This window comes from Aquabacterium sp. (assembly GCF_044226965.1).
Taxonomy (GTDB): domain Bacteria; phylum Pseudomonadota; class Gammaproteobacteria; order Burkholderiales; family Burkholderiaceae_C; genus Pseudaquabacterium.
The window spans coordinates 55,577-73,864 of the sequence record NZ_JBGAGA010000020.1; the positions used below are offsets into that span (position 1 = coordinate 55,577).

At 63.0% G+C, this 18,288-nt stretch carries 14 protein-coding genes; 8 read left to right on the forward strand and 6 right to left on the reverse strand.

Features of this window, described 5'->3' with window-relative positions; translation table 11 throughout:
- The first annotated feature begins 15 nt into the window (after nt 1-15).
- Together ACILR4_RS11575 and ACILR4_RS11580 are read left to right on the forward strand one after the other, a co-directional pair.
- Nucleotides 16-930: an ABC transporter ATP-binding protein gene (locus ACILR4_RS11575; protein WP_395701004.1), complete on the forward strand. Its 915-nt coding sequence runs from the start codon at nt 16-18 to the stop codon at nt 928-930.
- 4 nt (nt 931-934) lie between these two features.
- Nucleotides 935-4,528 (forward strand): ABC transporter permease/M1 family aminopeptidase, encoded by a 3,594-nt coding sequence (locus ACILR4_RS11580; RefSeq protein WP_395701005.1) that lies wholly within the window; start codon nt 935-937, stop codon nt 4,526-4,528.
- Nucleotides 4,529-4,537: 9 nt separating this feature from the next.
- Here ACILR4_RS11580 and ACILR4_RS11585 read toward each other — a convergent pair whose 3' ends face one another.
- Both ACILR4_RS11585 and ilvB read right to left on the reverse strand, forming a co-directional pair.
- Nucleotides 4,538-5,122, reverse strand: coding sequence for an NAD(P)H-dependent oxidoreductase (locus ACILR4_RS11585; RefSeq protein WP_395701006.1), 585 nt, complete (start codon nt 5,120-5,122; stop codon nt 4,538-4,540).
- Nucleotides 5,123-5,167: 45 nt separating this feature from the next.
- Nucleotides 5,168-6,982: a biosynthetic-type acetolactate synthase large subunit gene (gene ilvB, locus ACILR4_RS11590; protein WP_395701007.1), complete on the reverse strand. Its 1,815-nt coding sequence runs from the start codon at nt 6,980-6,982 to the stop codon at nt 5,168-5,170.
- 65 nt (nt 6,983-7,047) lie between these two features.
- Here ilvB and ACILR4_RS11595 point away from each other — a divergent pair, with 65 nt between their 5' ends.
- Nucleotides 7,048-7,542, forward strand: coding sequence for an Lrp/AsnC family transcriptional regulator (locus ACILR4_RS11595; RefSeq protein WP_395701008.1), 495 nt, complete (start codon nt 7,048-7,050; stop codon nt 7,540-7,542).
- Between the two features lie 58 nt (nt 7,543-7,600).
- On the opposite strand, the gene ACILR4_RS11600 is transcribed toward ACILR4_RS11595, so the two are convergent.
- Together ACILR4_RS11600 and ACILR4_RS11605 are read right to left on the reverse strand one after the other, a co-directional pair.
- A complete protein-coding gene (locus ACILR4_RS11600; protein WP_395701009.1) occupies nt 7,601-8,953 on the reverse strand; it encodes a type II toxin-antitoxin system HipA family toxin in 1,353 nt (450 codons plus the stop codon).
- Between the two features lie 3 nt (nt 8,954-8,956).
- Nucleotides 8,957-9,232, reverse strand: coding sequence for a helix-turn-helix domain-containing protein (locus ACILR4_RS11605; RefSeq protein WP_395701010.1), 276 nt, complete (start codon nt 9,230-9,232; stop codon nt 8,957-8,959).
- Between the two features lie 386 nt (nt 9,233-9,618).
- On the opposite strand from ACILR4_RS11605, the gene ACILR4_RS11610 reads away from it, so the two are divergent.
- Nucleotides 9,619-11,019 carry a tyrosine-type recombinase/integrase gene (locus ACILR4_RS11610; RefSeq protein WP_395701011.1) on the forward strand — a complete coding sequence of 467 codons (1,401 nt, stop codon included), beginning with the start codon at nt 9,619-9,621 and terminating at the stop codon, nt 11,017-11,019.
- A gap of 109 nt (nt 11,020-11,128) precedes the next feature.
- Complete coding sequence (locus ACILR4_RS11615; RefSeq protein ID WP_395701012.1) at nt 11,129-11,335, forward strand: helix-turn-helix transcriptional regulator; 207 nt, start codon at nt 11,129-11,131, stop codon at nt 11,333-11,335.
- A gap of 342 nt (nt 11,336-11,677) precedes the next feature.
- Here ACILR4_RS11615 and ACILR4_RS11620 read toward each other — a convergent pair whose 3' ends face one another.
- Nucleotides 11,678-15,295 (reverse strand): Eco57I restriction-modification methylase domain-containing protein, encoded by a 3,618-nt coding sequence (locus ACILR4_RS11620; RefSeq protein ID WP_395701013.1) that lies wholly within the window; start codon nt 15,293-15,295, stop codon nt 11,678-11,680.
- Between the two features lie 188 nt (nt 15,296-15,483).
- Here ACILR4_RS11620 and ACILR4_RS11625 point away from each other — a divergent pair, with 188 nt between their 5' ends.
- The 3 genes from ACILR4_RS11625 (at nt 15,484) to ACILR4_RS11635 (ending at nt 17,611) form a co-directional block, all read left to right on the forward strand.
- Nucleotides 15,484-16,080, forward strand: a complete 597-nt coding sequence (locus ACILR4_RS11625; protein WP_395701014.1) for a recombinase family protein — start codon at nt 15,484-15,486, stop codon at nt 16,078-16,080.
- A 104-nt stretch (nt 16,081-16,184) separates the two neighbouring features.
- Nucleotides 16,185-16,655 (forward strand): hypothetical protein, encoded by a 471-nt coding sequence (locus ACILR4_RS11630; RefSeq protein ID WP_395701015.1) that lies wholly within the window; start codon nt 16,185-16,187, stop codon nt 16,653-16,655.
- 50 nt (nt 16,656-16,705) lie between these two features.
- Nucleotides 16,706-17,611: a hypothetical protein gene (locus tag ACILR4_RS11635; RefSeq protein WP_395701016.1), complete on the forward strand. Its 906-nt coding sequence runs from the start codon at nt 16,706-16,708 to the stop codon at nt 17,609-17,611.
- Nucleotides 17,612-17,805: 194 nt separating this feature from the next.
- Here ACILR4_RS11635 and ACILR4_RS11640 read toward each other — a convergent pair whose 3' ends face one another.
- Nucleotides 17,806-18,210 (reverse strand): hypothetical protein, encoded by a 405-nt coding sequence (locus tag ACILR4_RS11640; RefSeq protein WP_395701017.1) that lies wholly within the window; start codon nt 18,208-18,210, stop codon nt 17,806-17,808.
- Nucleotides 18,211-18,288 lie beyond the last annotated feature (78 nt).

An 18,288-nucleotide genomic window follows, 5' to 3' on the forward strand; every position in this document is an offset into this window, starting at 1 on the left:
CCCGAAGCACTCCGCATGTCGCCCTCTCCCACGCTGCAGATCCGGCAGCTCAGCCATGTCTACCCCAACGGCACGCGCGCGCTCGACCAGATCGACCTCGAAATCCCGCGCGGCATGTTCGGCCTGCTCGGCCCCAACGGCGCGGGCAAGTCCTCGCTGATGCGCTGCCTGGCCACGCTGCAGATCCCCAGCGCCGGCAGCATCCGCTTCGGCGACATCGACGTGCTGGCCGAGCCCGAACGCATCCGCGCGACGCTGGGCTACCTGCCGCAGGACTTCGGCGTGTACCCGCGCGTCTCGGCGATCGACATGCTCGACCACCTGGCCGTGCTCAAGGGCATCGCCGCGCGCGGCGAACGGCGCGAGACGGTGCAGGCCCTGCTGCAGCAGGTGAACCTGTGGGAAGTGCGCAAGCGCCCCATCGCCGGCTTCTCGGGCGGCATGCGCCAGCGCTTCGGCATTGCGCAGGCCTTGATCGGCAACCCGCGCCTCATCATCGTCGACGAGCCCACCGCCGGCCTCGACCCCGAGGAACGCAACCGCTTCAACAACCTGCTGGCCGAGATCGGCGAATCGGTGGTGGTGATCCTGTCGACCCACATCGTCGACGACGTCACCGACCTGTGCTCGCGGATGGCGATCCTGGTCAACGGCCGCATCGTCGCGCATGACACGCCCGGCGCGCTGATCCGCTCGCTCGAAGGCCGGGTCTGGACACGCAGCGTCGACAAACAGGAGTTGCCCGAGTACCGCAAGCAGTTCGAGGTGATCGCCACCCGGCTGCGCGGCGGGCAGACGCAGATCCACGTGCTGGCCGATGCCGCGCCCGACCCGCGCTTCGAGCCGGTGCCCGGTGGACTGGAGGACGTTTACTTTGCCACGCTGTACCGCGAGCGCCAGGCCGCCGGCAGCCCCACACAGGCGGCCTGACGCCATGCTGCGACACATCGCCGCCTTCGAATGGCGCTACCAGCTGAAAAGCCCGGTGTTCTGGGTCGGCTGCCTGCTCTTCTTCCTGCTGACCTTCGGCGCCACCACGGTCGAGCAGATCCAGATCGGCAGCCGCGGCAACGTCAACATCAACGCACCGTTCGCGATCGTGCAGACGCTTGCGATCATGAGCATCTTCTCGGTGTTCATCACCGTCGCGCTGGTGGCCAATGTCGTGATCCGCGACGACGAGACCGGCTTCGCGCCGATCCTGCGCACCACGGCCATCGGCAAGACGGGCTATCTGCTCGGCCGCTTCGCCGGGGCCACGGCCGCGGCCTTCGTGGTGCTGGCCTGCGTCCCGCTGGCCATCGGGCTCGGCGCGCTGATGCCGCACCAGGACCCCGAGAAGATCGGCGCCTTCCACCTGGCGCACTACCTGCTGCCGCTGTTCACGTTCGCGCTGCCCACGCTGCTGATCACCGCGGCCGGCTTCTTCGCACTGGCCACCGCCACGCGGTCGATGATGTGGACCTACGTCGGCGCGGTGGCCTTCCTGGTGCTGTACCTGGTGATGCGCGGGCTGCTGCGCGACCCGCGGCATGACCAGATCGCCGCGCTGCTCGACCCCTTCGGCATTTCCGCGCTGTCGATCGCCACACGCTACTGGACCGCGGCCGAACGCAACAGCCTGCTGCCGGCGCTGAGTGGTCCGCTGCTCTACAACCGCCTGCTGTGGACCGGTCTCGCGCTGGCCATGCTGGCGCTGGCCTGGAAGATCTTCCGCTTCGAAACCCGCGGCGCGGCGGCGGCCGCACCGGCCGCCAAGGCGGGCGATGAGGAACCCGCCACCGCCAGCACCGAAGCCGGTCGCCTGCCTGCACCGCGCAGCGATGCCGCGACCCGCCGCGCCCAGGCCTGGGCGCTGACGAAGTTCGACATGGCCTTCGTGTTCAAGAGCCCGGCCTTCTTCGTGCTGATGGGCATCGGCCTGCTCAATGCCGGCGGCACGTTGTGGTTCACCGGCGAGCTCTACGGCAGCCCTTCGTACCCGGTCACGCGGCTGATGGTCAACGGCCTGAACGACGCGTTCACGATCATGCCGATGATCATCGCCATCTTCTACGGCGGCGAACTGGTGTGGCGCGACCGCGAGCGCCGTGTGCACGAGATCGTCGATGCCACCGCGGCGCCGGACTGGGCGCACCTGCTGCCGAAGATCCTGGCCATTGCGCTGGTGCTGGCCAGCACCTCGGTGATCGCGATGCTCACCGGCATGCTGGTGCAGCTGCTCAAGGGCTACACGCTGTTCCAGCCCGACGCCTACCTGCTGTGGTTCGTGCTGCCGGCCACCATCAGCGCGGTGCTGCTGGCGGTGCTGTCGGTGTTCGTGCAGGTGCTGGTGCCGCAGAAGTTCGTCGGCTGGGGCGTGATGCTGCTGTTCCTGGTGGCCGCGGTGGCACTGGGCAGCGCCGGCTTCGAGCACAACCTGTACAACTACGCCGGCACCTCCCCGACGCCGCTGTCGGACATGAACGGCATCGGCCGCTTCTGGATCGGTGCAGCCTGGTTCCAGGCCTACTGGGCCGCCTGTGCGCTGGTGCTGTGCGTGCTGGCCTACGGGCTGTGGCGGCGCGGTGCCATCACCGCGCTGAGGCCGCGGCTGAAGCAGCTGCGCCAGCGCCTGCGTGGCCGCGCCCTTGGCCTGCTAGGTGGCGCGCTCGCGGCCTGGGCCGGCATCGGCGGCTGGATCTTCTACAACACCAACGTCCTCAACACCTACCGCACCGCGCCGGAGAACGAGGCGCTGCTGGCCGAGGCCGAGCGCACGCTGCTGCCGTTCGAGAACGTGCCGCAGCCGATGATCACCGACGTGGTGCTGGACGTGCAGCTGTACCCGCGCGAGACACGCGCGGTCACCACCGGCCGCTACACGCTGGAGAACCGCACGGCCCGGCCGATCGACCAGATCCACCTGAGCTGGGCGCCGCGGCTGAAGCTCGACCAGCTGCAGCTCGAAGGCGCCAGCGTGCAGCAGGACTGGCCGCGGCTGAACTACCGCATCTACCGCCTGGCGCAGCCGATGCAGCCGGGCGAGCAGCGCACGCTGGGTTTCCGCACCACGCTGCAGGAACAGGGCTTTCCGAACAGCGCGCCGCTCACGCGCATCGTCGCCAATGGCAGCTTCATCGACAACGGCGAGATCACGCCTTTTCTCGGCGTCTCGCGCGATGCGTTCCTGAAAGACCGCGCGAAGCGCCGCAAGCACGGCCTGCCGCCCGACCTGCGCCCGCCGACGCTGGAAGACGACAGCGGCCGCGCCCATGGCGACTTCCGCCGCGACAGCATCTGGGTGAAGGCCGACATCACCGTCGGCACCGACGCCGACCAGACGCCGATCGCCCCCGGCACCACGGTCAGCGACACCACGGCCAATGGCCGCCGCGTGGTGCGCTTCAAGACCGATGCGCCGATCAACCACTTCTTCTCGATCCAGTCGGCCCGCTACGCGGTGAAGCAGGACGTGTGGAAGCACGGTGGCGAAGAGGTGGCGCTGGCCGTGTACTACCACCCGGCGCACCCGTACAACGTCGACCGCATGCTGGCGGCGATGAAGCTCTCGCTGGCGCTGTTCAGCAGCAAGTTCAGCCCCTACCAGTTTCACCAGGCGCGCATCCTCGAATTCCCGGCGTATGCCAACTTCGCGCAGAGCTTCGCCAACACGATTCCGTATTCCGAGTCGATCGGCTTCATCCACCGCCAGACCGATCCCGAGAAGATCGACATGGTCAGCTACGTCACCGCGCACGAGATCGGCCACCAGTGGTGGGGCCACCAGCTCGTGCCCAGCGAACAGCAGGGCGGCACCATGCTGGTGGAGAGCTTCGCGCAGTACTCCGCGCTGCTGGTGATGGAGCAGCTCTACGGCCCCGAGCAGATGCGCCGCTTCCTGAAGTACGAGCTCGACCGCTACCTGCGCGCACGCGGCGGCGAAGTGGTGGAGGAGCTGCCGCTGGCGCGGGTGGAGAACCAGCCCTACATCCACTACCAGAAAGGCTCGCTGGCGATGTTCTGGCTGAAGGAAGTGGTGGGCGAGGCAGTGGTCAACCGCGCGATGGCGAAGTTCCTGCAGCAGCACGCGTTCAAGAACGCGCCCTACCCCAACACCCGCGACTTCCTCGCGCTGCTGCGCGCCGAGGCCGGGCCCGAGCATGACGCGCTGATCACCGACCTGTTCGAGAAGATCACCCTGCTCGACCTGAAGGCCGCCGACGCCACCGCCACCCGGCGCGCCGATGGCAAGTGGGCGCTGACGCTGGACATCAGCGCCCGCAAGCTCTACGCCGACGGCAAGGGCAAGGAGACTGAGGCGCCGATGGACGAGGTCGTCGAGGTCGGCGCGTTCACCGACGAGCCCGGCAAGCCCGGCTTCAAGCCGGCCTCGGTGCTGAGCCTGCAGAAGCAGCGCATCCACAGCGGCCAGCAGCGCCTGACGCTGGTGCTGGACCGCGAGCCGAAGTGGGCCGGCATCGACCCCTACAACAAGCGCATCGACCGCAACAGCGAGGACAACCTCAAGGCCGTCACGATCCGCTGAGGGCAGCGGCTACTCGCCGCGCCGTCCCAGCGCGGCCAGCCGCCGCAGCCAGCGCGCGCGGCCGGCCGCTTCGCCCTCGACCATGCCGATCAGCGTCTCGTGCACCGGTGCAATGCCGACGAAGCCGAGGATGTTGCGCTCCAGCGCCTTCAGGCTGTGGGCGCGGAAGATCCAGCGGTACACCAGCGCCGGCATGCCCATCGTCACGACCAGCCGCGCCGAGCGGCCCCGCAGCAGCTTCTCTGGCAGGGCCTTGCCCTCGGGCTTCGACAGCGCGAAGCCTGGCCGCGCCACCTGTTCGAGAAAGCCCTTCAGCAGCGCCGGCATGCCGCCCAGCCACAGCGGGAAGAAGAACACCAGGTGCTCGGCCCAGCGGATGTGATCCTGCGCCGGCCGCAGCGCCAGCGGCACCGCGCCCTGCTCCCAGTCCTGCTTGCTGCGCAGCAGCGGAAAGTCCAGCTCGGCGAGCTTCAGGCGCCGCAGTTCGTGGCCGGCCGCCAAGGCGGCCTCGGCATAGGCCTCGGCCAGCGCGTGATTGAAGCGGCCACCGTCCGGATCGGGGTGGCCTTCGATGACAAGAATGCGTTTGCCCATGCGGGCGATGTTGGGCCCGATGCCCTGGCCCGGGCTTGCGCAGGCTCAAGGCCGGCCGGCCCGGTGGCCTGCCGTGCTGTGGCCCGCCTCCTCGTACCAGCGCCCCTCGGCCAGCAGCATGCGATGGTGGCCCTCGCCGGCCGGGATCATCGGGAAGCAGTTGGCCAGCGGCGCGATGCCAACGTCCAAAAAGAACGGCCCCGGCCAGGCCAGGCACTCGGCCAGCGCCTCGGCCAGCTCGGCCGGCCGGTCCACCCGCCGCGCGCCCCAGCCGAAGGCCCGTGCCAGCGAGACGAAGTCGGGCAGGGCCTCGTTCCAGCTGTGGCTCAGGCGGTTGCCGTGGTTCAACTGCTGCCATTGCCGCACCATGCCCATGTAGCCGTTGTTCGCCAGCACCAGCTTGACCGGCGTGCGGTGCTGCGTGGCGGTGGCCAGCTCCTGGATGTTCATCAGCACCGAGGCGTCGCCGCTGATGCACAGCACCAGCCGGTCCGGGTGCGCGACCTGCGCGCCGATCGCCGCCGGCAAGCCGTAGCCCATGGTGCCGGCGCCGCCCGAGGTGAGCCAGCGGCGCGGCGCCTCGAAGCGCAGGTACTGCGCGGCCCACATCTGGTGCTGGCCAACATCGGTGCTGACGATCGCACCGCGACCGTCGATGGCCTGCCGGACCGAGCGCATCAGCTGCTGCGGCAGGATCACGTCCTCGCGCGGGGCGAAGTCCAGGCATCGCACCGCGCGCCAGCCCTCGATGCGTTGCCACCAGGGCGCGAGCCGTGAAGCGGCATCGGCCGCGCCTGGCCCCATCACCTCGGCCAACGCCCGCAGCACCGCGCCGCAGTCGCCCACCAGCGGCACGTCGACCTTCACCGTGCGGTTAATGCTGGCCGGATCGATGTCGACATGGATCTTGCGCGCGCCGGGGCTGAAGGCATCGAGCCGGCCGGTCACCCGGTCATCGAATCGCGCGCCGATGCAGACGATCAGGTCAGCATGGTGCATCGCGAGGTTGGCTTCCAGCGTGCCGTGCATGCCCGGCATGCCCAGGAAGTGCGGGCTGGACGCGGGCAGCGCGCCGAGCCCCATCAAGGTCAGCACGCAGGGTGCCCCGAGGCGGTCGACCAGTTGAGTGAAGGCCGCGCAGGCCGCGGGGCCGGCGTTCACCAGCCCGCCGCCGCCGTACAGCACCGGCCGCCGCGCGGTGGACAGCAGGTCGGCGGCCCGCTGCAGGCTGCCGCGCGGCGGCAGGCTGCGCGCCTGCTGGCGCAGCGGGCGCGCCGACACCGCGGCCCCGCCGCCCTTCACCGGAGCCAGCTGCACATCCTTCGGCACGTCCAGCAGCACCGGCCCGGGCCGCCCGCCCGCAGCGATCGCCAGCGCCCGCGCCACCAGGCCGGGAATCTGCCGCGCCTCGCGCGCCTGCGCATTCCACTTGGTCACCGGCCGGCTCATGCCCAGCGCATCGCTTTCCTGGAAGGCCTGCGTGCCGATCACCGTGGTGGCCACCTGGCCGCTGATGCACAGCAGCGGCACCGAATCGCTGATCGCGTCGAGCAGGCCGCTGATCGTGTTCGCGACGCCCGGCCCCGACGTCACCAGCACCACGCCGACGCGACCGGTGCTGCGGGCATACCCCTCGGCTGCATGCACGGCGGCCTGCTCGTGCCGCACCAGCACGTGGCGCAGACGCGGCTCGCCGTGCAGCGCGTCGTACAGCGGCAGCGCGGCGCCGCCGGGGTAGCCGAAGATCGTGTCGACGCCGGCCTCTACCAGCGCCTGCAGCAGCGCCTGGGCGCCGTTGCGAAGGCGGGCGGGGTGGTCGGCAGCAGGGAGGGCAAGCAGCGCGGCGACGGGGGAATCCATGCGGACATTCTTCCGGCGCCGCCACAGAATAGGCTTCGTTCCTTCACCCGCCTTTCCTGCCGACGATGAAAGCTATTCGCCCATCACCCCAAAACGCCGAAGGAAATTTCGACAAGTTCGATCTGCACATCCTGCGCCTGCTGCTGCAGGACAGCCGGCGCACGCTGAACGAGATCGGCGCGGAGGTCGGCCTGTCGCCCACCACCTGCTGGACGCGCATCAAGCGGCTCGAGGCCGAGGGCGTGATCCGCCGCTACACCATCGACCTGGACAAGACACGCCTGGGCTACCACGACTCGGTGATCGTGCAGGTCACGCTGACCAGCCATACCGACAAGACGCTGCAGGAATTCGGCCGCGTGCTGGCGACGATTCCCGAAGTGGTCGAGGCCTACCTGGTCTCCGGCGACTACGACTACTACATCCGCATCGCCGTGCGCGACACGCGCGACTACGAACGCCTGCTGCGCGAAAAGCTCTACAAGATTCCCGGCATCCGGCACAGCAAGTCGAGCTTCGTGCTGCGGGTGCTGAAGGAAGCGGGGGACGGGTTCGTGTGACCCGCGGGTCGCGCGCCGGGTGGAACACTCCCGTTTGAATGAAGACGGCCTCGCGCCTTTACGCAGCGGTCGCCACTTGTAGCTTGCCGACAGCAGCCTTGATGCCACCGATGATCGAGTCGGCCACGTGTGACGGGAAGCCGCTGGGCAGCTTGGCGACGACTGCGTCGAGTGCGGCCGGGGTCCTTTCGATCACGTCCTGGATCAACGCATCCACACCCTGCCCCGACGCGGTCACGATCCCGTTTCGTCGCCCGACCTCTTCCCAATGCCGGCGCAGGATGTCGCGCATGCGCCAGTGGGCATTCGTGCACCGCAGCGCCATCGCCAACTTCACCCGGTGAGGTGAGATCCGGTTCGGGCCATCTCCCAGCACGGGGTAGGCCGACACGACGTCGTACAGAGGCGTCATCGAGAAGGCCCCTCCGGCGTGCAGGGCAATGCTGAAGTTCTTCGCATGCCCGTCGGGTGCGCACATCAGCCAGAACAAGAGCTGGGCCCGGAAGAAGTTCTCTCTGTCCTGCACCCGCCTGATCGAACCGTTCAGGACCTCGAGAATGCGGTCGATACCAGGGCCGCCGTCTGCTTCGTACTTTCCGTGCGCGGGCGTAGCGGTGGCCTGGCACATGTCTTCCTGAGGCAGGCGAATCAGCCAGGAGCCATCGTCGGCCCAGCGGCGATCGAAGCGCTCGATGCCCAGGGCCCGCTGGCCTTCGAAGCTCAGCGGGTGGCAGCGGGCGACCGGTAAGCCGTAAGCCTCCAGGATCTGGGCGCACAGCCACTCGTTCTCGACCGAGTCGCGCAGGTCGAGCTTCATGTTGCCCACCAGCCCGAGCGGCAGCTTCAGGATGTGAGTGGTGGGGGTCGCTCCCGTGGGACGCCACCACCGGCCCTCGTGCCACAACAGCGCCGTCTTCTCCTGGGCACCGGCGATGGAGATGCGAAATTCGTCCGGGTACGAGGCTTGGTCATCGAAGCTGCCGGGCGTCAGCGCGGCATGCAGCACACGGGCGACGCCCGCTTCGTCCAGCGGCTGAGCCTGTACGCTTCTCACCTCGCCAGGGCCCTGCCCATCGGGCACGATTTGCAGTGCACCGACGCAGTCACGGCCGATCTGTGCCAGCAGATCGAAAGCATCGGTGGTCGTGGTCTTGAATCGACGCGCCAGCCGGTCCCGGATCGACTGGCTGTCCGGGAGCAGATTGTCGAAGTAGTCCCGAACGACCGGGCCTCGATGGGGCGGATTGCCTGGGCGGAAAGGTAAGGACAGCGAGAGGGGTCGCCTCTGGGCCGAGTTCAGCCAGGCAGAGTCGTACTGCAGTTCGTCCCGGGCTGCCGAAGCGGTCCAGATGCCGACCGGCTCGCCATTCATCCACAAGCCGAGTCGGCGGGTGTGCGAGCGACGCCCCATGCGTCACCACTGCGCCTTGCCGGCGTCGGTGACCGGCTGCTCGGGCTGCGACGACGTTCCCGAAGGCCTGCGCAGCACGAGTTCGACTCCGAGGATGCTGAGAAGCTTCATCAGGCGAGCGGCGCTGACGGCCGTCGCGTTGCGCTCCAGCGAGGACAGCGTCTGCTGCGTCACGCCCAGCCGCGAAGCAACGTCCGCCTGGGTGAACCCGGCCTGTTTGCGAAAGCCCTGAAGCAGCCCAGGCAGCTGCTCGGGGGTGCGCACGGGGAATTCGTCCATACAGCCTTCAGTATGTATCTTCATAAAACACACTTTAGGCTGTATATGCCGCTTACGCAACTGGAGCTGTGCCCGTTGCCAACCAGCGCCTTCCACACTTCACATCGACATGCCTGCGCGGCCGCAAGGGCGCCAAGGCAACAGCCAGCTGGTGCGCCAAACAGGGGCACGACCGCTCCCGCGGTCGTCGCCCTTGGACTGGTAGGCCGTGTTGGACTTGAACCAACGACCAAAGGATTATGAGTCCTTTATCGCAGTGTCCAGTGATGTTCGTCGGAGTCTTGAACATCAACCTAAGTTGTTGATTTCACAGGATATGATCACATTCATCAGTCCAAGTGAGTTCGATGAAATCCGCCCACAGCCAGGCTCCTATGGTGACCGCTATGGTGACCGAATCGCCGCGGGTCGCCGCCACCGGTCGCACCGCCGCAAAGCCCCTGACCGACGCGACTCTGCGCACCCTCAAGGCAGAACAGTCTCGCACCGACGGCGCCCTCCCAACAGGCAATGGCCGCCTGGTGATCACGTGCACCAAGGTTCGGGGCGCCTTGCGCAGGACCTGGACCTTCCGCTACCGGTCGAAGGAGCATCAAGGAGAGGTCCGCTTGGGAGACTGGCCCGCGCTGTCGCTAGAGGCTGCGCGCAAGCTCGCGAGGGACCAGATCGAGAACGTCCGGAATGGGATCGACCCGAAACTGGCGATGTTGGATGCGAGGCGGGAAGCCGCCGAGGCGCAAAGAGTAAAGGCAAGGCTAGGCACATTCGCGGGCCTGCTAGAGAGCTACGTCGCGTCGCTCCGCGCCAGGAACAGCGTGTCGGCCCGGGACGTGGAGATGATCTTCAAGCGCCACGTCACGGGGCCGTGGCCCGCGCTTGCTCGCTCTCCAGCGAATGCGATCAGCCCTGAAGATTGCCGGGACATTCTCGCGCGGATGGTAAACGCAGGCATCGGACGCCAGACAAACGCCACCCGGTCTTACCTACTCGCGGCATTCAGACACGGCGCCTCATCAGACCTCGATCCTCGCCGAGCAGCTGCTGACGGAGCGGTCTACAAGCTCAGCTCCAACCCTATGGCGCTGGTGCCGAGGCTGAGCGATGTCGAGCGCGCGAAGACTCGCGTCCTTACAGACGAGGAGCTTCGTGCTCTCTTGGTCGCGCTTGAGGCCGCCGACGGGCAGATCGCGATCACCGTCCGCGTGAACATTCTGCTGGGAGGACAGCGCATGCAGCAGCTGCTTCGCTCGACCTGGGACGACTACGATGCCTCGGAACGGGTGCTGCGGCTTCAAGATCCCAAGGGCCGCCGCACGGAAGCCCTCGATCACTTCATCCCCGTATCCGCCCAGGTAGCAACGCTGATCGAACAGCTGGCGACGGCCAACGGAGAAGGAGTGTTCATCTTTTCCACGACTGGCGGCAAGCGACCGATCAGCAACTCGTCACTCACCAACACGGTCTCCGCCATCGCAAAGGGCCTGCAGCCTGCGGAAGGAGGTCACTTCACGGCCTCAGACGTCCGTCGAACGACCGAGACAAAACTCCAGGAGTTCGGGTACAGCAGGGACGTGCGCGCCCAGCTCCTCTCGCACGGCAGAACGAGCGGCGTGCAGCAGAAGCACTACGAACAGTACGAGTACCTCAAGGAGAAGGCTGCCGCACTGTCGAAGTGGGAGGAGCACCTACGCGCCGTCCGAGACGACAGACTCAACACCGCACAGGCGAGCCGGCCCCACTTTGGCGGGCTGGCAAGACATCAGCCACCCCCTCGGTCAGGGGGTTGACCAGTGGGGTAAAAGTTGTCGATGACTATACTGGGTTTTGCAAACGACCCGGGTGCACAGCGTTGCACTCCCCTAAACAAACCCTCAATTGCGAAACACAGCCACAGAAATGGACGTCAACGAAAAGAAAACGGCCCAGGGCCTCATTCGATTGCCCAAGGTCCTAGAGTTATTTCCGGTCGGACGATCGACTTGGTACGCCGGAGTCAAGGCGGGCAAGTATCCCCCAAGCGTCAGGGTCTCCGAACGATGCGTCGCCTGGCGAACTCAAGACATCCTTGAGCTAGCCGCGACAGGAAACTGGCAGTTGCACTAGCATTGGTGTCGCCTTTTCGGAGGCGCATGCTCATTGTCGGGGCCTGCCCCGCTCGGGGCGACCTTGGGCTGGTGCCTCATATATTGAGGCTACACCCCCGAGCGCAATCTGGTGGGCGACCCCTCCTAGCCGGCCGCTTCTTGGTTCGCTAGTCGGCAAGTCAAGTGTCGAAGCCCGGTTCTGCCGAGGTTGTCGCAGTCGATTCGCTAGCAGCCAGCAGGTGTCGACACCGCTGGAGACGAGGAGGATCGAACGTCTCTAACCGACTGCCGTCCAATCGTTGAACGCATTGGCAATCGGCAGCCTAGGATTGAAGACTGGGGTCCTCTTCGACGGTGGACGTCACGACGCGCCAAGAACCAGCTCAGTGGTCGCGGGAGACAGGGCGTACAGCGCACACACGGCTCGATCCAGGGCCGCCTCGTCGCTGAGATCGGGACTTCTCCCGGTCGCAATTGCCTGTTGGATTCTGCGAGATAGCTTTTCGATCATGCGGACACAAGCAGCCTTTGGCACAGCAGGCAGAGGAAACTGATTGATGTCCGTCACTAGGATCTTGGGAAACGCCCCCTTTGTAGCCTTTGGCGAAGAATTGAAGTGGTAAAAGGTCCCAAGTTTTGAGTTCAGGATCGCAATCAATACTTCCAAACTGAGCGGCGTACTGCCTGAATCCTTCACCACAAGCACCGACGGATCGTTGTACAGCTCCTCCGTCGCTATGGCTGCGTAAATCGTCGGATTGGTGATCTCGCGGATCAAGGCCCTCCGGCCCACAAAGAACTTTGGATCGCGCGGGTTGGCTATTCCAATTCCATACTTTATGTACTCCTGCCCATTCCATGTCACAGCATACCGCTTGACGTCTTCCCCCCGCAGCCATGGCTTCCAGTCGGCACCATGCTTAATACGCGAGTGATACTTTCGGGATGTGATGGTTGCCTTATCCTGCCCTTGGTATTTGTCATACGCAATTAGCCCCTGACTTGTCTCAGGAAAGAATCTTGACAATGGCACGGCACCACTACGAATCTCCTCAATAGCGGAGAGAGTCTCAGGGGACAGTTTAAACAAGAGCGCCCAGTTTTGGATCTGGACCTCGAACTGCGTTCGCGGCAGACACGATCGGGGCCGTCCCACCAAGTCGTCAAACCCACTTACTTCCGAAGTCTGGCGGTAGCCAATCTGCTCCGACACTCCCCGCTTTCCAGTAATTATCACGTTGCGAACGGTCGCATCCGTAAAAATTGGTATGTCAGTGCAGTCCAATAGTTCATGTAAGCACCAATCATCCAACAGCTTAGATCGATAATTTCGCGCATTTACGTTGAATAGCACGGTGTTGGGAACGATGAACGAGAGAATTCCCCTCGGCTTGAGAAGTTGTTTGGCCCGATCGATAAACCAATAGTAGATTTCAAAATCGGGAACCTTTCCCAATGTCTCGAGGAGGTGGTTTCTAGCATCACCTTTGATCGATAAGCCATATGGCGGGTTGCCGATCATAAGGTCGAAGCCATGATACTCCCCCTTGTCATCAAGGACCTCGGGAAACTCAATCCTCCATTCAAACGCATTCACAAATATGCGAGCATCCTGAACGGACTCCATTACAGATCTAATGCGTTGTTGTTCGCGCGTAAGTCTTCTTTCTTCCGCTTCCCGAGCCAGTTGCGCTCCATCGTCTTCGCTGAAGAGATCCTGTTGGCGCTCCAAGGTCGCGAGGCGCCCGTCTATTTGTCTAAGCCGTATAATAAGAGGGTCGTTCGATGCAATCTCGTGCTTCAAGTCTGTCTTGATCGCATCGATGATCGCTTCCATTTCATGTTTCTGCGCTTTGCTCGTAGCGTTTCGATAGGTATCCACTGCAGATCGGTATTCCGCTATACCACGCCCCGCGCGCTTAAGCGGTCGCCGAAGGTCAGCATCCAAAGGAAAGCGCGCGACAAGGGAATCACCCACCTTGATATTGATGTCGATATTTGGGAGGGTTTCAAGCTCTTCACCCTGACGATAGTAGGCGGATTTCAGTAGCTCTATCCACAACCGCAGGCGGCAGATTTTTACTGAGTTCGGGTTTACGTCCACTCCGAAGAGGCAGCCTTCAATGAGTCTTTGCTTTTCATGGAAAAGGGCCTCCTGGACTCTTTGACTCTCTCGGCTTCCAGGTCTGTAGTCGAATAGCGCGCCTTCTTCGTCGAACACATGAAGTTCGTCATTGACCACCTGAACCCGATACTCCTTCAGCAGCCTGCCGTGCCGATCTCTAAGTATTCTCAGCTCGCTTTTCAACGCGATCAGCTCGTTCAGCGACGAAACTAAGAAGTGTCCAGAGCCCACGGCCGGATCGCAAATCCGAAGGCTATCGACGACTCGATTAGCTTCTTCTACATCATCAATCCGGTTATATAGCTCGTCGAGACTTTGACAATTCCATCCTTTCGCCTCAAGAAACTTCTGAAAGACCGCACCAACAATCGCGACTCTCGTCATGTACATGGTTACGAAGCCAGGCGTGAAGAACGAGCCATCCTTGTACCCATTGATCTTCTCGAAGATCAACCCAAGGACAGACGCACTGATCAGTGGCTTGTCATCATCCTTCACTTCATCGCTTCCCGAGCTGCCAAAATCATAGGAGGCGAGGAATCGAAGAAGGTATTCCAGTGAGCCCACCTGTCCGGCAAGTTTTCTGTCTCGCTCGTCACGCAGGATTGTCTTTGGATGACATTTGAGTGTCAGATCTCGATCTAGCGCACCGATGTTAAATACGTCATGCTCTAGTTCAGTAGGCTCAAACAGTGAACTATTTAGGTATGGAATTGGTCCGAACCGACTCTGATCGCTGCCTTTGCGCTCGTTGAATGGAACAGCAAGCACCCTAAAAAAGAGTGCGTTCAGTTCCCCGTAGGACGCAATCTTTGCACTATTCAGGAAAGCCCAGCCAGGGTCCCTTCGAAACGTGACGAGTTGCGCCTCCAGTAGCTTGAGGAAGAGTACCCTGTTAACCCAGGTTATTACCAGCTCCAAGGCGATATTAAAGAGCCTCTCTTCGCGAACCTGCCCAAATCGCTGAGGGTTCTTAACGCGGTTGATTTTATCGAGGGCACTGATTTCTGAAATGGTATTCTCAAGTAGCGATCCAGGATCGCGGCTCCCAGCATCCTTTCGAAGGATCAACTTCTTGGCTCCTTCTCGTCGCTCCTCGAGACCGATAATGTGAAGGAGTTCGGAGTAGAAAGCTGCATCCAATGAATTGCTGTCGTTCGCGAAAGGTAGCTTCAATAGGTGCGTTGGAGAAAGTATCTTATGAAGTTCAACGTACTTCCGGACGCCTCCATTTTTATATGATGTTAGATCAAAATGAGTTGCACAAATTTGGTCTTCGGCATTAGCGATGGCAGGGGAGGCAATCTCTCGGTAAAAGAAGTCAGTCGTCGTGCCAGATAGCCGACCAGCTCGAAAGTCTCGATGGGCACGAAGTAAAGACGTGTCTCTATAGAACAGGCGCTCAAACAGCTGCGCATCAAAGACATACCAATCGATGATATTTGTGACGACGAGATTGCGGAGTTCAAATCCATTGTTCTCAGTTCTCGCGTCCAAGAAGTAGAGCAGAAGTTCTTGGAAAGCCTTGCAATTCCATCCTTTTCTGCCGATCATCTCCACCCGATTGTTCGGGCGCTTGACTTCTATTAATACGGCGACATCAGCTTGCCGTGTAGGTCCGTGATGGATAACCAAGTCTGTATCGCCATGGGTGTTAATGAAGTGGCGCCCCTCGTATCCAATATTTCTAAGAAAGTGCGACAGCAGATTCTTGTAATATTCCTCGCTCTCCTCGGTCTTGATTTCACCCAAGAGTGGCGGCAGCGCACGGGCCAACACGTCAATATCTGCGCGGGCCGACTTCTGCTTCAGGAATGCTTTGTTCAGGGCCTTCAGCGGGGTGAGCAGTTGCATAACGTCTTAGTGTCGTTGTGGGACGAAGTTTGGCTGACACAGTTGCAACGTGCAATTGGAGCGGCGTAGAAAACTGACCGGTTTCCAACACCGACTGCGGGTCTGCGCCAAGACTGTCGGAAATATAGCCTTCCAGTTTTCCAACGCATCCGCTAGGCTGACACCCATTTCCAACAGGAGGGCGAAAGATGGCGACGTTCGGATACGGGAGGGTCAGTACCGATCAGCAGCACACCGAGAACCAGCGGCTGGAGATCGAGCGGAGCGGTCACCAGGTTGACTTTTGGTTTGAGGATCGCGGCGTGTCGGGCAAGGTGCCGGCCATGCAGCGACCGCAGTTCGCCGCGCTTCTGGACAAGATTCGGGATGGCGAGACGCTCATCGTCTCAAAACTGGACCGGCTCGGCAGAGACGCAATCGACGTTCAGCAGTGTGTGCGCCACCTGGCGGACCGCGACATCAGGGTCGTGGTGCTTGCCCTGGGTGGACAGGACCTGACCGCCCCGGCGGGCAAGCTCATGCTGGCGATGCTTTCAGCGGTCGCCGAGATGGAGCGCGACCTCCTGGTCGAGCGGACGCAGGCAGGGCTCGCTAGAGCCCGCCAGGAGGGCAAGAAGCTCGGTCGCCCGGCTAAGACCACCCCGACGCAGCAGCGCGAGATCTGTAGCGCGCTGGAGTCGGGCGTCTCGGTGTCAGAGGTCGCACGCCGGTTCGCGGTGTCTCGGGCGACGATCATCGCTGTGCGGACCATGGCGGCAAAGATGTTAAGTTATCAACATACATAGATGCATAAAGTGTCTTGAAAAACATTTGTTGTATGCTTATACTGGCGATGCCTCACGGGCTGAGGCAACGCCACGGGACGCATCCCGAAACGAAAACTAGAAAAATGGACAACAAGGAAGACAAGACCCCGGATCTCACGGCTGACGGCGCCCGGCGCGCGAAGAGGCGCCCCGGGCGGCCAGCAACAGGCAAGCGGCCCCGGCTGTTGCTGACGATCCCCCCTGAGCTCGATGAAGTGCTGACCGAACTGAGCGATCGGTTCGAGATCGGCAAGGCAACGCTTCTGGAGAAACAAGCAGTGCTCCGAGCCATCCCGCACCTGGTCGAGATCGCGGACTCGGCCAAGGCTGCCGCGCTGGAGCGTGACTCCAATCCCCACCAGTGGGCGACGGTTCGCTGGGAGTTGCTACAGCCGGGACCGGAATCGTTGGAGACAACGACGCGCAAGATCATCAGAGACATGACGGCCCCAGTCCCGACGACTGGGCAGATCACAGCGGCAGACCTCGATGCCGACGACCTGCGAGAGCTGAAGGACTGGTTGCAGGAACGCAGGCGCACCAAGGCGGCATAACACTCAACACCATCTGAATCCGGCGGGCACCATGCCCGCCGTTTTCGTTCATGCATCAAGACATCAACAACCTCGAACAAGACACCTGGTGGGACACAGACACGCTGCGTACTGTGATAGGTCTGCGTGCTGAGAAGGACGCGTCACTTGCGCGAGATCGTGCAGCATCGGAACGGTTCGTCGCCGCAGTCCAGTCCATCAGGCACCAACCGACCTCGACGCTGCTAGTACGCCTTGGGACAGTCGACGACCCTCTGCTCGCCTGGGAGCTTCATCTGGAACTCGCATGCCGAGGTGTGCCGCCCGTGCTCCGCCACGGTGGCATGCAGCAGCACTCGCGCCAGCACATGTTCTTGAACACTCTGGCGGATCTGCACTGGCTGGTTTTGCGGTATCCGACCCATCAGACCCTGAGCAACCGGGTTCGAGGAGTCTTCCGGCATCCGGTGCTGAGCGAGGCGTGGCATCGGACGTGTCTCTGGGTCTACCGACAGCACCGGGGCATACCCCACCGCATCTCTACCGCGCTGGGCTTGAATGATGCCCAGCGCCAGGAGATGCAGACTTTGCCGACCAAGGCGCAACTCGGAGATCGACGCAGACTGCGCCTTGCGATGCCTGCGATGCTTGACCGCTGGCGAGAGCATGCCCTGGAGAAGCCAGACAAGGCCGGGGTGCACACACCTGATGCGGTCGTGCAGCGGCGCAGGCTCATGATCGAGACGTTCGTCCTGCTCGGCCGCAACCACACGGAAACGACCCGGTATCTCAATGACATCTGTGGGCTGTCGTTGTCGCGTCAGGCGATGAAGCGACAGCTAGAGAAGGCCGCGACCGTCGCGGACGCGGAGAATCTGGTCTTCCCAGTCTTATGGCCCCGCTCCCACAGTGAAACTGTGGGGGGCAGCGGGCGGAGCAGCAAGCCACGCCAACACTTGCTCGAAGGGGGTGCATAGGTCCCCACTGGAAGGGGGTGCACAAGGTCAGATCGGTGCACCCCCTTGCGGGCCAGCACGAATGAGATCACCCGACTCAGCCAGGCTCAAGAATCCAGCCTGAAATCGTCAATCGGCATATGCTGATGTATGCCATGACCATACCCTTTCGGCAGGCGCTTGTGACCGAGACTCCTTGGCTTGCGCCACTCGGGTCACGGGGGCTTACAGGCTTCCGGATCACCCCCCACCCGAAGGAACGGCTCCAACCTGGGGCTTCCGTCCGGGTTGCGCTCCTCTCCACAGCTCTGGTACGAGACAGCGTCATCGTTCGACGCGTCGAGCAGCACCGCCGAGATCTCGGTTGAACCTGCACCCGGCGGAGACCAATACTGCATCATCAATCCGGCGCTCGGTGCGCGCCGCAGCTCTACACAGTTCACCAGGGTGATCTCGGTCGGCACCGAGAACATCCCCTGCTCTGCGTGCAGGCGCAGCAGATGCGACCGAAGCCCAGCGGTCGCGGACGAGATGTCGTCCGCCTCGATCACGGTCGTGAGGTACCCAAGGGATGGGGCCGGACCGAGAGTTTCGAAACTGAAGTGTGCGATGTAGATCATGTGCAGGTCTCAAGTGGTGTCGAGATCTGCATCGTGCGGATCGCTCTTCGGCGATGACCTTGGCGACTTAGGAGTCGC

What these genes read in the sequence shown, in the direction of transcription:
- ACILR4_RS11575 (WP_395701004.1), top strand. Translation starts at nt 16, where the DNA reads ATGTCGCCCTCTCCCACGCTGCAGATCCGGCAGCTCAGCCATGTCTAC.
- ACILR4_RS11580 (WP_395701005.1), top strand. Translation starts at nt 935, where the DNA reads ATGCTGCGACACATCGCCGCCTTCGAATGGCGCTACCAGCTGAAAAGC.
- ACILR4_RS11585 (WP_395701006.1), bottom strand. Translation starts at nt 5,122, where the DNA reads ATGGGCAAACGCATTCTTGTCATCGAAGGCCACCCCGATCCGGACGGT.
- ilvB (WP_395701007.1), bottom strand. Translation starts at nt 6,982, where the DNA reads ATGGATTCCCCCGTCGCCGCGCTGCTTGCCCTCCCTGCTGCCGACCAC.
- ACILR4_RS11595 (WP_395701008.1), top strand. Translation starts at nt 7,048, where the DNA reads ATGAAAGCTATTCGCCCATCACCCCAAAACGCCGAAGGAAATTTCGAC.
- ACILR4_RS11600 (WP_395701009.1), bottom strand. Translation starts at nt 8,953, where the DNA reads ATGGGGCGTCGCTCGCACACCCGCCGACTCGGCTTGTGGATGAATGGC.
- ACILR4_RS11605 (WP_395701010.1), bottom strand. Translation starts at nt 9,232, where the DNA reads ATGGACGAATTCCCCGTGCGCACCCCCGAGCAGCTGCCTGGGCTGCTT.
- ACILR4_RS11610 (WP_395701011.1), top strand. Translation starts at nt 9,619, where the DNA reads ATGGTGACCGAATCGCCGCGGGTCGCCGCCACCGGTCGCACCGCCGCA.
- ACILR4_RS11615 (WP_395701012.1), top strand. Translation starts at nt 11,129, where the DNA reads ATGGACGTCAACGAAAAGAAAACGGCCCAGGGCCTCATTCGATTGCCC.
- ACILR4_RS11620 (WP_395701013.1), bottom strand. Translation starts at nt 15,295, where the DNA reads ATGCAACTGCTCACCCCGCTGAAGGCCCTGAACAAAGCATTCCTGAAG.
- ACILR4_RS11625 (WP_395701014.1), top strand. Translation starts at nt 15,484, where the DNA reads ATGGCGACGTTCGGATACGGGAGGGTCAGTACCGATCAGCAGCACACC.
- ACILR4_RS11630 (WP_395701015.1), top strand. Translation starts at nt 16,185, where the DNA reads ATGGACAACAAGGAAGACAAGACCCCGGATCTCACGGCTGACGGCGCC.
- ACILR4_RS11635 (WP_395701016.1), top strand. Translation starts at nt 16,706, where the DNA reads ATGCATCAAGACATCAACAACCTCGAACAAGACACCTGGTGGGACACA.
- ACILR4_RS11640 (WP_395701017.1), bottom strand. Translation starts at nt 18,210, where the DNA reads ATGATCTACATCGCACACTTCAGTTTCGAAACTCTCGGTCCGGCCCCA.